The 13508-nt window shown below is 65.6% G+C and carries 11 protein-coding genes; 7 read left to right on the forward strand and 4 right to left on the reverse strand.

Annotated features, from left to right (window positions below):
* The first annotated feature begins 75 nt into the window (after positions 1-75).
* Positions 76-1005, forward strand: a complete 930-nt coding sequence (locus GYM46_RS13610; protein ID WP_008263806.1) for a LysR substrate-binding domain-containing protein — start codon at positions 76-78, stop codon at positions 1003-1005.
* Here GYM46_RS13610 and GYM46_RS13615 read toward each other — a convergent pair.
* Entirely contained in the window at positions 965-1822 is an 858-nt protein-coding gene (locus GYM46_RS13615) for an ABC transporter permease subunit (RefSeq protein ID WP_008263210.1), read from the reverse strand. The two genes, GYM46_RS13610 and GYM46_RS13615, sit on opposite strands and share 41 nt — an antisense overlap.
* Positions 1812-2738 carry an ABC transporter ATP-binding protein gene (locus GYM46_RS13620; protein ID WP_008260680.1) on the reverse strand — a complete coding sequence of 309 codons (927 nt, stop codon included), beginning with the start codon at positions 2736-2738 and terminating at the stop codon, positions 1812-1814. Before GYM46_RS13620 ends, GYM46_RS13615 begins: the two co-directional genes overlap by 11 nt.
* Before the next feature lie 99 nt (positions 2739-2837).
* Here GYM46_RS13620 and GYM46_RS13625 point away from each other — a divergent pair, with 99 nt between their 5' ends.
* On the forward strand, positions 2838-4094 hold the full coding sequence (locus GYM46_RS13625; protein WP_008264240.1) for an ectonucleotide pyrophosphatase/phosphodiesterase: 1257 nt from the start codon (positions 2838-2840) through the stop codon (positions 4092-4094).
* A 755-nt stretch (positions 4095-4849) separates the two neighbouring features.
* Positions 4850-5086 carry a hypothetical protein gene (locus GYM46_RS13630; protein ID WP_008258972.1) on the forward strand — a complete coding sequence of 79 codons (237 nt, stop codon included), beginning with the start codon at positions 4850-4852 and terminating at the stop codon, positions 5084-5086.
* On the opposite strand, the gene udk is transcribed toward GYM46_RS13630, so the two are convergent.
* A complete protein-coding gene (gene udk / locus GYM46_RS13635; RefSeq protein ID WP_008264107.1) occupies positions 5083-5730 on the reverse strand; it encodes a uridine kinase in 648 nt (215 codons plus the stop codon). The genes GYM46_RS13630 and udk overlap by 4 nt on opposite strands.
* Positions 5731-5919: 189 nt before the next feature.
* Between udk and GYM46_RS13640 the strand changes: the two genes are divergently transcribed.
* Positions 5920-7554: a long-chain-fatty-acid--CoA ligase gene (locus GYM46_RS13640; protein ID WP_008263562.1), complete on the forward strand. Its 1635-nt coding sequence runs from the start codon at positions 5920-5922 to the stop codon at positions 7552-7554.
* Positions 7555-7569: 15 nt separating this feature from the next.
* Positions 7570-8256, forward strand: coding sequence for a DUF1499 domain-containing protein (locus GYM46_RS13645; protein ID WP_008263510.1), 687 nt, complete (start codon positions 7570-7572; stop codon positions 8254-8256).
* On the opposite strand, the gene GYM46_RS13650 is transcribed toward GYM46_RS13645, so the two are convergent.
* Positions 8253-9155 (reverse strand): MBL fold metallo-hydrolase, encoded by a 903-nt coding sequence (locus GYM46_RS13650; protein ID WP_008263654.1) that lies wholly within the window; start codon positions 9153-9155, stop codon positions 8253-8255. The genes GYM46_RS13645 and GYM46_RS13650 overlap by 4 nt on opposite strands.
* 551 nt (positions 9156-9706) lie before the next feature.
* Here GYM46_RS13650 and GYM46_RS13655 point away from each other — a divergent pair.
* Together GYM46_RS13655 and GYM46_RS13660 are read left to right on the forward strand one after the other, a co-directional pair.
* Positions 9707-12784: a TonB-dependent receptor gene (locus GYM46_RS13655; RefSeq protein WP_232216247.1), complete on the forward strand. Its 3078-nt coding sequence runs from the start codon at positions 9707-9709 to the stop codon at positions 12782-12784.
* A gap of 132 nt (positions 12785-12916) precedes the next feature.
* Positions 12917-13486, forward strand: coding sequence for a hypothetical protein (locus GYM46_RS13660; protein ID WP_008258839.1), 570 nt, complete (start codon positions 12917-12919; stop codon positions 13484-13486).
* Positions 13487-13508 lie beyond the last annotated feature (22 nt).

Below are 13508 nucleotides of genomic sequence, written 5' to 3' on the forward strand. Positions count from 1 at the left end.
ATGGGCCGGGTTGGAGCCGATTTCCCTGGAGCCCGAAATCGATTAAGCGGGCAGGGGTCTGTGAGGGGAAGTCACATGAAGCCCGCCGCGCCGCCGCCGCTGAACGCCCTGCGCACCTTCGAGGCCTTCGCCCGCCACGGCAGCATGACCCGCGCCGCCGCCGAGCTTTGCGTCACCCATGGCGCGGTCAGCCGCCAGATCGCGGCCTTGCAGGCCTCGCTGGGCGTGGTGCTGGTGTCCGGCCCGCGTCACGCCCTGGTCCTGACCGAGGCGGGGTCGCAGTTGGCCGAGCGCCTGACCCCGGCCTTCGGCGCCATAGCCGACGCGGTTCAGGCGACCCGTCACGGCGCCGCGCGCGAGATCGAGATCTCCTGCCTGGGCACCTTCGCGCTGAAATGGCTGATCCCCCGCCTGCCGGGGTTTCTGGAAGCCCATCCCGAGGTGCGGGTGCGGTTGTCGGAATCCTACCAGCGGGTCGATTATCGGCGGGACCGGTTCGACGGCGCCATCCGCATCGTCGAGCCGGACGAGGTTCATCCGCGCGCCCAGGCGACACGTTTTCTGCCCCAGCATCAGGGACCGGTCGGGGCCCCGGAGGTGATGGCGCGGCTGCCGACCCTGGCGGCCGTGGCCGGCGCCCCGCGTCTGCGCTCGGCCACCTTCCGTCGCGCCTGGCCGGCCTGGGCCGCCCTGGTGGGCCTGGACCTGCCCCCGGCCCGGGTGGAGCGCGAGTTCGCGCATAATCATTCGATGGTCGAGGCCGCCGTGTCCGGCATGGGCGTCGCCATCGCGCCCTGGGCCTTTGTGGCGCCGGACGTCGTGGCGGGGCGGCTGGCGGCCCCCTTCGGCTTTGTCGAACGTCCGTCCTGGTTCGCCTTCCTGCGCCCCGAGGGCCGCCGGGACGCCGCTGTGGACGCCTTCCGCGACTGGCTGGTGGTGGAAGGCGCGCGCAGCCCGCCTCCGCCTATTCCTTCGACAGATCCTGACGCTGGAACCAGGCGATAGAGGCCGCGACCGGCACGACGCACCACAGGGTCAGGCTGACGATCGCCTTCATGACCGCGCCTTCGGGCATGGGCATGGGGCCGGGAGAGACGGCGGCCTTCAGCGTATCATAGGCCAGGCCCGGCAGAAGCAGCTGGGCGGCCCAGTCGGTCGGCGCCCAGCCGATCACGGGCGTCAGCGGTCCTCCGAGGATGGACTGGGCGAAACCCAGGGCCCAGGGCACGAACAGGGCCGCCAGCAGCGAGCGACTGACCACCGCCGCCAGCAGGGCGATCAGGCCGTACTGGACGATGCGGATGAGGGACAACAGCCACAGCAGCAGGAACCGGCCCAGGTCGAAATCGGTCAGGTCGAACGCCATCGGCCGCCCGGTCACCACCGCCTGGGAGATGAAGAAGACGAAGGCGGCGATCAGCATGGCCAGCATGGCGATCATGGCCAGGGCCTTCATCACCCCGATCTTGCCCAGGATCAGCCAGGGCCGGCCGTTGCGGGCGCTGATCAGACGCCAGGTCTCCCAGCGATAGTCGCCGGCGTAGACGGTCGCCGCCGCCAGCAGCATGAAGGCCAGCAGCACGCCGTTCGCGCCGTAGGTGGCCGTAAAGCCCAGGGCGTCCGCCAGATTGACCGGCTGATTTCCCATCTCGACGGGCAGACTGGCCTTGGCCGCCAGGGCGTCGCCCTTGGTCTTGGTGATGATGTGGAAGGCCACGCCGCCGATGATGAACAGCAGCGGCGTCAGCAGGACGCTGCAGAAGACCGCCGTCCGGTTCCGCGAGACGCGATAGGCCTCGGATTTCAGCGCATCAACCAGCATGATCGGTCCCCTTCACAGGCGCGCCCTGCACCCCGGTCCAGCCGGTCTCGCTCATGAAGACGTCTTCCAGGTCGGCGCCGATCCAGCGGGCCTCCTCGATCTCGACCCCCGCCTCGACCAGGGCGCGGATCGTCGCCGCCGCCTCGGCGCGCGGCACGGCGGCGATCAGGGCGTCGCCGTCCAGCGTCGCCCGGTCGCCCAGCACGCCCAGGGCCCTGGCCAGGGGCGTGACCGACAGGCGCAGCCGCTCGCCCGAGGCGGTCAGGTCCGAGACCCGCCCCTCGGTGATCACCTTGCCCTTGTTGAAGATGGCGACGCGGTCGCAGACGCGCTGGACCTCCTGCAACTGGTGGCTGGCCAGGATGACGGTCACGCCGTCGTCGTCGGCCAGGCTGCGGATCAGGGCCCGCATCTCCTGAATGCCGGGCGGATCCATGCCGCTGGTCGGTTCATCCAGGATGACCAGGTCGGGCCTGGTCATCAGGGCCGCCGCCACGCCCAGCCGCTGCAGCATGCCGACCGAGAAGCCGCGCACCCGCCGGTCCGCCGCCTCGGCCAGGCCGACCCGCTTCAGCCAGGCCTCGATCTCGGCGGTCGGCACGCCGCCGTGGGCGTAGCTCAGCCAGACCAGCACCTGGCGCGCCGTCATGAAGGGGGGAAAGCGCGGGGTTTCGATCATCGCGCCCATGCGGCGCGTCGCCGCCGGATCGCCGATCCGCCCGCCCATGACTGTGGCCTCGCCCGCGGTCGGGCGGATCAGGCCCAGCAGGGTGCGGAACAGGGTCGACTTGCCGGCGCCGTTCGGCCCCAGAATGCCATAGACCCCGCCGCGCGGGATCGACAGGGTCAGACCGTCCAGGGCCCTGACCGTCCCATAGGTCTTGGTCAGGCCGCGGATTTCGATGACGGTTTCCATGAGGCGAGCTTGGCCCGCGAACGCCGTTCCGACAAGCCGTCGCGCGGTTGTCGTCCATTAAGTTTAGGCAATGGTTCCATGTCGCTTCGGAGTTCGCCCATGTCCCGCTTCCTGGTTTCCGGCCTGGCGCTCGTCGCCGCACTGGCGGTTGCGTCCTGCGCCGGGGCGCCGGCCTCGACCGCGCCGGTCACGCAATCCCCGGTCGTTTCGGCCGTTGCGACTCAGGCCGACCGTCCGGACCCGGTGATTCTGATTTCCATCGACGGCTTCCGCCCCGACTATCTGGGCCGGGGGGCGACCCCGGTCATGGATGGCCTGGTCGCCGGCGGCGCCTTCGGGCCGATGCGTCCGTCCTTTCCCAGCGTGACCTTCCCCAACCACTATACGCTGGTGACGGGCCTGCACCCGGACCACCACGGGATCGTCGGCAACCGCTTCACCGACGCCGAACTGGGCGTCTTCACCATGGCCAGCAAGGAGAGCGGCTTCTGGGACCAGGCCGAGCCGATCTGGGTCTCGGCTGAAAAGGCGGGCGTCCGCACCGGGACCATGTTCTGGCCGGGCTCCGAGGTCGAGATCCACGGTGTCCGGCCCAGTCGTTGGGAGCCCTTCGACCAGTCGATGTCGGGCGACGCCCGGGTGGACCGGATCCTGTCCTGGCTGGACCTGCCCGCCGATCAGCGGCCGAGGTTCGAGACCCTCTATTTCGACATCGTCGACAGCGCCGGTCACCGTCATGGGCCGGATGCGGCCGAGACCCGCGCCGCCGTCGCCTCGGTGGACGCCTCCATCGGTCGGCTGGTCGAGGGTCTGAAGGCGAGGGGACTCTATGACCGAACGCTTCTGGTCCTTGTGTCCGATCACGGCATGGCCGCCACCTCGCCCGACCGGGTGGTGTGGATCGACGACATCATCGACCCGGCGGCGCTCCAGATCGGTTATGGCGGCGCCGTCCTGACCGCCGACCCCGCGCCGGGCCGCGAGGCCGAGGTGCAGCAGAAGCTGGTCGGGCGTCACCCCCACATGGAATGCTGGAACAAGGCCGATGTCCCCGCCCGCCTGGTCTATGGCTCGAATCCGCGCGTGGCCCGGATCGTCTGCCTGGTCGAGACCGGCTGGCTGACCGCCACGCGCGACCGGCCCGTCACGCGGCCCGGCGGCGCCCACGGCTATGACAATCAGGCGCCCGAGATGCAGGCCCTGTTCATCGCCCACGGCCCCGGCGTCATCCCTGGCCGCCGCCTGACCGACCTCGACAGCGTCGATGTCCAGCCCTTCCTGGCCCGCGTGCTGGGCGTCACCGCGCCCCAGGGCGACGGCCGGGCCGAGGACACTCTGCCGGTCACCACGCATTAGAACGCCGGCTCCGCGCCCCAGACCCTCTCCCGCTTGCGGGAGAGACCATCCCCGGCGTCCGCGCAGCGGACCAGGGTCGGAGAGGGAAGTCTTCTTCCAGAAGCCAGCAAGGGTCATCATCACCGCCGGAGTCGCCCCCTCCGTCACGGCGCTCTGCGCCGCGACACCTCCCCCAAGGGGGGAGGATCTCCGTCACCCCATTCCCCCCCCCCTGGGGGAGGTGGATCGCCGGCGAAGCCGGCGAGACGGAGGGGGCCCGAACGGGTCCAACTGTCACAATGACGCTGGTCCTGCCGTAACGATTCCAACGGCTTGTCAGTTTCTCGCCCCGACTTCCCCGCCTGGGTTTCCCCGTCCCCTATAATCACGCCCGGTCTCGTCGCTTGGAGGGCTCGTAAGGCCTGCGACCTTGCGGCGGCGGGAGCGGATGGAACGGGAGCGGGGGTGAGATCCCCCCGCGCCGACGGCGTCTCAGGACGTCGCCGGAGGGTCGAGGGGGATACTCGATCGCACTCGGGACGGGGTTTCGCAGACCCGGCCGACCCGTCGCAGGCTTATGGGGTTAGGCGATAAGACCGCCACCGCTCGGCGCCCCGAGCTTGCAGGCCAACCAACCGCGCGGGGCGTCAAACCTTCGTCGAAACGGTACTCAAAACACAAAACTCCGGGCGAAGGCCCGGCGCCCCGCCCAGCCCTCCATGAACTTCGCAGCGAAAGCGCGAAGATGATCAGACCTGTCCTGAAAGGAGCCGTTGATGGCCCGTCCCAGACCCCCTCGTCCCAGACCCGGCCGCGGCCTGCCGCCGCCGGAAAGGCGCAGTCCTGAAGAACAGGCGGAAGACGACCGCCTGCGGGCGGAACTGGTCATCCAGTGCGCCCGGATGGACGCCATACTGGCCGACAAGTGGGCTGAGGCGGCGGAGCAGGTTCGCATCCAGGCCGAACGGGCCGCCGCCGGCGCCGTCTTCGCGGACGACGATCCCTGGTTCTAGGCGTCCAGCAGCGGCTGAAGCAGCGGATGGGCCAGGACCGGCGCGGCCAGGCGCACCACGGCCTGCGGATCCTCCAGCCGCACCGCCGCCGTGGCGTCGGCGATGATGAAGTCGGCATGGGTGCGCGACGGCTCGGTCAGCCGTTCGTGGCCCGGCCGCACCGTCGCCAGATACTGGGCCACGACCGAATCCGCCGAACGGCCGCGTTCGGACTGGTCGCGCAACAGGCGGCGAATGAAACGGATGTCGGACGGGGTGTCGACGAAGACCCGGATGTCGAACAGGGCCGTCAGTTCGGGGGTGCACAGCACATGGGTGCCCTCGACGATCACCACCTCGCTGGCGGGGATCGGCTCGCCGCCCGGCTCGCGGCCGTGATGGATGAAGGAATAGACCGGCGCCGTGACCGGCCGCCCGGCCTTCAGGTCCATCAGGTCGGCGATCATCAGGGCGTGGTCGCGCGCCGCCACATCGTCGAAGTCGAAGGTCGCCGCGTCGAAGCCGGGCAGGGAGGCCGCGTCGCGATAATAGGAATCCTCGCGCACCAGCACCGCCTTGCCCTCCGGCAGGGCCGAGACCAGGGCCTCGGCCAGGGTGCTCTTGCCGGAGCCGGAGCCCCCCGTGATCGCGATCAATATGGTCATGGCCGGCCTTCTAGAACGTCGGCGAAGCCTGCGCCACAGCGGCTTGCGCGAGCAGCCCCCACCAGACGATCCGGGGACGATCCGTCGCGCCGGACCTTCCCTCGGTCACGTTGCTTATCGCCGATAACCAAGTTAGCGTCCGGGCAAGCGTCGCCTCGAGCAGACGCATCCATAGGAACAGGAAACGACATGCTGGGCTTGATGCAGGACTGGCCGCTGACGGTCGACAAGATCATCGACCACGCCAAACACTGGCACGGCGACCGCGAGGTGGTGACGCGCTCGGTCGAGGGGCCGATCGTCCGCACCACCTACGGCCGGATTCACGACCGGGCCAGGCGCGTCTCCAACGCCCTCAAGGCCTGGGGGATCGCGCCCGGCGACCGCGTCGCCACCCTGGCCTGGAACACCGACAAACATATCGAGACCTGGTACGGCGTCATGGGGATCGGCGCGGTCTGCCACACCCTGAACCCGCGCCTGTTCCCCGAGCAGTTGGTCTACATCATCAACCACGCCGAGGACCGGGTCATCTTCACCGACCTGACCTTCGTACCGTTGCTGGAAGCCATCCTGCCGCACCTGCCCAAGGTCGAGCGCGTCATCATCATGACCGACGACGCCCATATGCCGCAGACGACTCTGCCCAAGGCCGAGGCCTATGAGACGGTGATCGCGGGTCAGTCGGCCGAGGTGGTCTGGGGCGATTTCGACGAACAGACCGCCTGCGGCCTGTGCTACACCTCGGGCACCACGGGCCATCCTAAGGGCGTGCTCTATTCGCACCGCTCGAACTTCATCCATACCCTGCTGGGCCTGCAGTCCACCGTTCTGGGCGCCACGCCCAACGAGGTGATCCTGCCCGTCGTGCCGATGTTCCACGCCAACGCCTGGGGCATCGCCTTCGGCGGACCGGCGGCCGGCGCCAAACTGGTCATGCCGGGCGCCAAGATGGACGGCGCCTCGATCTACGAACTGCTGGAGAGCGAAAAGGTCACCTTCTCCGCCGCCGTGCCCACCGTCTGGCAGGGGCTGCTGGGCCATATGAAGCAGAACGACCTGCGGCTCTCGACGGTCAAGCGCGTGTTGATCGGCGGCTCCGCCGTGCCCGAAAGCCTGATCCGCGCCTTCCACGACGACTATGGGATCGAGGTGCTGCAGGGCTGGGGCATGACCGAGACCTCGCCCATCGGCACCCTGTCGAACATGACCCCCGAACTGGCGGACAAGCCGTTCGAGGAACAGCTGAAATGGCGCGTCAAACAGGGCACGCCGCCGCTGGGCGTCGAGCTGAAGCTCAAGAACGACGCCGGGGCGGCCCTGCCGCACGACGGCGTGACCTTCGGCCATCTGATGGTCAAGGGTCCGACCGTCGCCCGCGCCTATTTCCGCGAGGAGGGCGACATCGTCGACGACGAGGGCTTCTTCGACACCGGCGACGTGGCGACGGTCGACGACCTGGGCTTCATGCAGATCACCGACCGGTCCAAGGACGTGATCAAGTCCGGCGGCGAATGGATCAGCTCCATCGAGATCGAGAATATCGCCGTCGGCCATCCCAAGGTCGAACTGGCCGCCGTCATCGGCGCCGCCCACGCCAAATGGGACGAACGGCCGGTCCTGATCGTGCGGCTCAAGGACGGCGAGACCCTGGACAAGCAGGAGCATCTCGACTTCCTGCACGGCAAGATCGCCAAATGGTGGATGCCCGACGACGTGGTCGCCGTGGACGAGATTCCGCTGGGCGCCACCGGCAAGATCGACAAGAAGCTTCTGCGCGAGCGGATGAAGGACTACCGCTTGCCAGAGATCCAGCCTGGTTGAAGATCCGGAGCGCCGATGTCGTCGAAAAAGCCTGTCCCCGCCCTGATCCCGGGGTTGACCGCCCTGACGGCGGTCGCCCCGGTCCTGGTGGTCGCGGCCATGGCGGCGACCCTGTTCGGCGGCGTCGATCGAGCCGTCACCTATGACCTGCTGACCTGGACCGTGGCGCGAGGCCTGGCCTGGGTCGGGATGGCGGCGGCCCTGCTCGTGCTGGCCCTGGCGCTGCGAGACCTCGGCCGGCGCTGGATCTTCGCCGTCGTCGCCCTGGCCCTGGCCGGCGCGACCCTGGCGGTGTTTCTGCATCAGGGGCAGCGGCTGGCCCAGCCGACCCCGCGCGACATCAGCACCAATGTGGCCGAACCCCCGGCCTACAGTCGCCTGTCGGCCCTGCATCCGGACGCCTCCGGCGTGACCGGCCCCGAATCCTGTTCGGCCGCCCGTTCGATCCCGACCCAGGTCCTGGCCCAGCAGGCCGTCTCGGCCCTGGTCGACGCCGGCTTCCCGATCGTCCGCGCCTCGACCTTCGAGGTCGAGGGCGTTCACGAAGGCGCCTGGTTCGGCTTCGCCTATGACGCCGTCGTCCGCATCCGCCCCGGCCGAACCGACATCCGCGTCGCCGCCCGCGACTCCCGCCCCGACGGCGGCGCGACCTGCCGCCTGATGAACAGGATCGTCACCGCCCTGGAAGAGGAGATCCGCTAGGCCAGGTGGAACACGGCCCTCAGGCCCGGCTCCGGTTCCGCCGTCGCCGCCCCGTCCTCCACCAGCTTGATCAGATGGGCCAGGACCGACAGCGACGCCGCCGGCCACAGCCGCTGATCCACCGCCGCATAGAGCACCGGCACCATCTCCGCCACGCTCCGGTCCCCCGCCCGCAGCCGCGCCAGCACCTGGGCCTCCCGCTCCAGCCGGTGCGCGCGATAGGCGGCCAGGAAGGGGGCGGGCTGCGTCACCGGCGCCCCGTGCGTCGGCCACAGCGTGGCGAAGTCCCGGGCGATCACCGCATCCAGGCTGGCCATGTAATCGCGCATGTTTCCGTCCGGGGGCGCCACCACCGTCGTCGCCCAACCCATGACGTGATCCCCGCTGAACAGGGCGTTCTCCTCTTTCAGCACGAAGGCCATGTGATTTGACGCATGGCCGGGCGTGAACATCGCCTCCATCGTCCAGCCGTCGCCCTCGATGATTTCGCCGCCCGTCAGAACCTGATCGGGCGCAAAGACCGCGTCCTCATCCTCGTCCAGCCCGCCCGAGGCGTGCGTCTCCTGCGCCGGCGGCCGGGCGGCCAGGATTACGGCGCCGGTCCGCTCGGCGAAGGGGCGGGCGAGGGGGGCATGATCGCGGTGGGTGTGGGTCACCAGAACATGGCTGACCGTTCGCCCTTCGATAGCCGCCAGCAAGGCGCTCAGATGCGAATCGTCGAGTGGTCCGGGATCGATCACCGCGACAGTTGCTCCCGCCTGCGGCCGGCCCACGATGTAGGTCCCCGTTCCCGTAAAGGTGAAGGGCCCCGGATTTTCAGCGATCACCCGATGCACAAGCGGGGAGACCTGGTCCCGGCGCCCGTAGGCGAAGTCGAAATCAAGGACGAAAGGAATCACGGTCGATTGCTCCGAAGCTGGCCTGCGCCTTGCCTTAACGCCTCGGTAACCTCTGTCGGAGCGCCGGTCATGGCCCGTTCTATCGCCTTCGCTGTCTCAAATCGGCTCCAGCCCGTCGCGGCCGCCTTTATCTGTCTGATGGCGGCGCAGATGGTCACCGCCTCCTGCACGCCGGAGCCGGCGCCTTATGCAAGCAGGGTTGAGATTGAAAGGTAAGACGCTTGAACCGGGAGCGTTGCAAGCGGAGCAGCGGAGCGTGTAACTTCCCCAAACCCTTAATTTTATAAAAAAATGTCCCGAGTTGCAACCTATTTGAGCATCGTCTGGGTCGCCATGGTCGGATGCGACGCAATTGTGTTCCGATAACGACGCTTCGGCCCTCATGTGGCCATATTGCGACAGGTCCGCGACTAAAGGGTTACGGGGCTGTAATAGTCGTAGCGTGCCGCCTTAGCCTGATTAAGGTCCATCCTAATCTACGCGCATGGGGGCGTGGAGTTGTGCAGCTGGCGTCCATGTGTGGTGCTGGTTGCGTTATGGAGGACTTGATTTTGAAGATCCAAACCATTCGAGAGCGCCTGTTGGCGGGCACGATGATTGGGGGCGTGGCCCTGGCGGCTGCGGTCGCTCTACCCGTAGCGGCTGTAGTGTTCTCGCCGACGTCGGCGAGCGCGCAAGACTTTTCGTCCGGCACGCTTACTGGGGCGGTGACCGACGCATCGGGCAGCCCGGTTGCTGGTGCCTCGGTCGAGATTCGTTCGACCGCTCAGGGCTTTGTTCGGAATGCAACCACTGACGCGTCCGGGTCTTTCCGTGCCGCCCTGGTTCCGATTGGCTCATACGTGATCACCATAACAGCGCCTGGTTATGGTCCCATTGCCCAAAGCGCTAGCGTTGGGCTTGGGGGGGCTTCGGCCTATGAGTTCACCCTGGAGAGTGCGAGTTCTTCTGACGCCGCCAGCCTTGGTGAGATCGTTGTCACAGGCGCACGTCGCACACTCGATTTCAACGAAACGACCACCGGCCTGACGGTAGATTTGGAAGAGTTGGTTAAGACCACTCCGATCGGGCGGAGCATTGCTGCGGTGACGCTCTTGGCACCCTCGGCTGTGGCGGGCGATAGCACCTTTGGTGACGTTCCGTCGATCGGCGGATCGTCGGTCGCTGAGAACGCGTTCTATGTGAATGGTCTTAACATTACGAACTTCGATAATTATATCGGCGGCGCTACTGTCCCGTTTGATTTCTATCGTTCGGTGGAAGTTAAGACCGGCGGCTATGCTGCTGAGTTTGGTCGCGCAACAGGCGGGATCATCAACGCCGTGACGAAGTCTGGCTCCAACGAATTCATGCTCGCCCTTCACGGGAACTTCGCGCCAAATTCGCTTCGTGACCAGTCGCCGGACACTTTCTCCACCCGCAACCAATTTGCTGAATCCGACAGTTCCAGCGCAACGATCGAAATCGGTGGGCCGATCATTCGCGACCGGCTGTTCTTTTATGGTTTGACGGAATTCCGCGATAACGAGAGCGCTTCATTCGGGAAGTTGTCCAACTCAAAAACGGTAGACAAAACCGATGACCCGTTCTATGGCGCAAAGATAGACGCTTATATTACAAGCGATCATCGTCTTGAGTTTACGTGGTTCGATACCACGCGTGAAACCAACCGGACGATTTATGCCTATGATCCGTTGACCGACGAAGTCGGGGCTCAGGTCGGTAGTAATCTTTATCAGTATGGCGGCGAAAGCTGGATCGGACGCTACACCGGCACATTCACCGATTGGCTGACGCTGTCAGCCGCCTACGGCGTGACTGAGGATCGGAACGTCGCCCTCGCCGGCGACGTCGTATCCAACTATGCGGCTGATGTTCGCGATGGCACTAGCAATCGCGTGTCACAACAGACGTCCGCAAGCTTCACACCGGAGCGGGCAACCAAGCGAGAAGCATTCCGTGCTGATGCTGACATTTATTTCAACCTGCTGGGCGATCACCACGTTCGGGCCGGCTATGACCGCGAAGACCTGACCCTCACCCGGTTCACGGAACGCACTGGCGGCTATTCTCTATTCTACCGCAGGGCGGCTGCCGGAACGCTGCAGGCCCAAGGTGGGAATTTGGCACCTGGTCAAGACTACCTCGAAGTGAATGTGTATCGTTCGGGGGGCAATTTCGAGAACACGAACGAGGCCCTCTACATCCAGGACAGCTGGGATGTTAACGATCAGTTAACGTTGAATCTAGGTGTTCGTCTCGATAAGTTTGAACTGAATAACGCCGACGGTGACTCGATCGTTAGCTTTGACGAGGAGATCGGTCCTCGATTTGGCTTCACCTATGACCCTGGGAATGACGGACGTAGCCGGATATTCGGTTCTTATGGCCGTTATTACCTGCCTGTAGCTTCGAATACCGCATACCGCATGGGCGCATCGGAGCTGTATTACAGGGAGTATTTCTTGCTCGGTGGCTACACGCCTAACCCTACAAACCCAGAGGCAGTCGCTGCCTATGATCAGTTCGGACAACCTCTCGCTCTCGGTGCTCAAGTTGTTGGCTGGAATGGTGCTGCAATTTGCCCAGACGCTACGCTTGGAACCGCTGGCGTGCAGGGGTGTACAGTTACAGGCGACGGCACCGCTTCGAGCACCGAAAGTCTCATCGCCCAAAATCTGCAATCGACGGCGGAAGATGAGTTCATCATCGGTTACGAGCGTCGATTTGGAGATCTTTGGACGATGAGCGCGACCTTGGCTTATCGTGACCTGCTGCGGAACGCCGAAGATGTCGCCATCGATGCTGCTGTGAACGCTCTTTGCGAAGACGAAGGCATTGCTGGATGTGAAGACATTTGGTCCGGCTTCCACCAGTATGTGATCGTCAATCCCGGAAAGGGCTCGACGATAACCTTGTCTGATCCGCTGCCAGGCGAAACCGATGTCCGCACGGTGAACTTCTCTGCAGCGTCATTGGGTTACCCGGAAGCGACCCGTACCTACACCTCTTTGACTTTTGAGTTTGAGCGTGCGTTTGACGGCATCTGGGGTCTCAACGGTTCTTATACGATCTCGGAGAGCAAGGGTAACACCGAAGGCTATGTCAAATCGGATGTCGGTCAGGCTGATGCTGGCATTACTCAAGACTTTGACCAGCCCGGTTTGACAGACGGTGCGGATGGCTTGCTACCGAATCACCGCGGACACGTGTTCAAGGTGTATGGTTCCTACCAACTGACGCGGGATTTGTTGATTGGTGCGAATGTCAATGTCTCTTCGCCCCGTAAGTTTGGTTGCATGGGCTTCCACCCCACTGATGACTACGCATACGAGTATGGTGCGGCGTCGTGGTACTGCAACGGGCAGTTGACGCCGCGCGGAACTGTGGCTGAGAGCGACTGGACCAAGCAGATAGACGTTGCTCTGCGGTATAACGTTCCCGTCGGAATCCCTGGAGATTTGGTTCTGCGCGCAGATATCTTCAACATCTTTAACTTCAAGGGCGTCACTGATATTTACGAATTCGGTGAGTCCAATGGTGTTGGCGATGCGGACCCGAACTTCAGGGCCCCCATAGGCTATCAAACGCCCCGGTATGTTCGGATCGGCTTCGACTGGACGTTCTAATAACTACTGATGTGTAAGCTGGGCGGCGGACTTCGGTTCGCCGCCCTTTTTTGTGCGCCCCACTGGCGCCATTTTAGCCGTGGAGCGTTGGGCATACCACTCGCGCGCCAGCGCCCTCGCAACTGGAATACCATGCTGAAATTTGCCGCCGCCGCGATTGCGGCGACCCTGTCGTTATCGAATACCGCCTTCGCTCAAGATCAGGACGGGCCGATCATCACTGGAAATCGAGGCGCTGAAACGGTTGACGCCCTGAAGGTGCGCGAGGCCATCGCCTATGCCAATCCGCTGCCGCGCGGCGCGCCGACGCAGGATTATCCGCTGGTGGCCTGGTGCGATGCGCTGGTCACAGGCCATGCGGATCTGGGCGAGACCCTGACGGACCGTGCGCCCGAGGACGTCGAACTGGTGCGGTTGGGGCGGCTGGAGGAGCAGGACTTCCGCAGCGCTCTAGCGGCGGCGGAGCCGCGCCAGACGGCGGCGGCGAAGGCCGCTGCGCAGCAGGCGGCGGCGGCTGTGAAGGCTCAATGGGCGCCCCTGTTGGCCAGCGAGGACGAAGCGGCGCGGAGTCAGTCGTTTGGGCTGTTTTACGGTCTGCCGGGGCGTTGCGAGCATGCGGCGCGGCGTATTCGGAACAACATCACGACCCCGCCGGCGACCCCCGCCGAAGTCGGGCTTGAGGCGCCGGCGCCCGCCAACTGATCGGCGGATGATGGACTATGGA

Source organism: Brevundimonas mediterranea, from assembly GCF_011064825.1.
Lineage (GTDB): Bacteria > Pseudomonadota > Alphaproteobacteria > Caulobacterales > Caulobacteraceae > Brevundimonas > Brevundimonas mediterranea_A.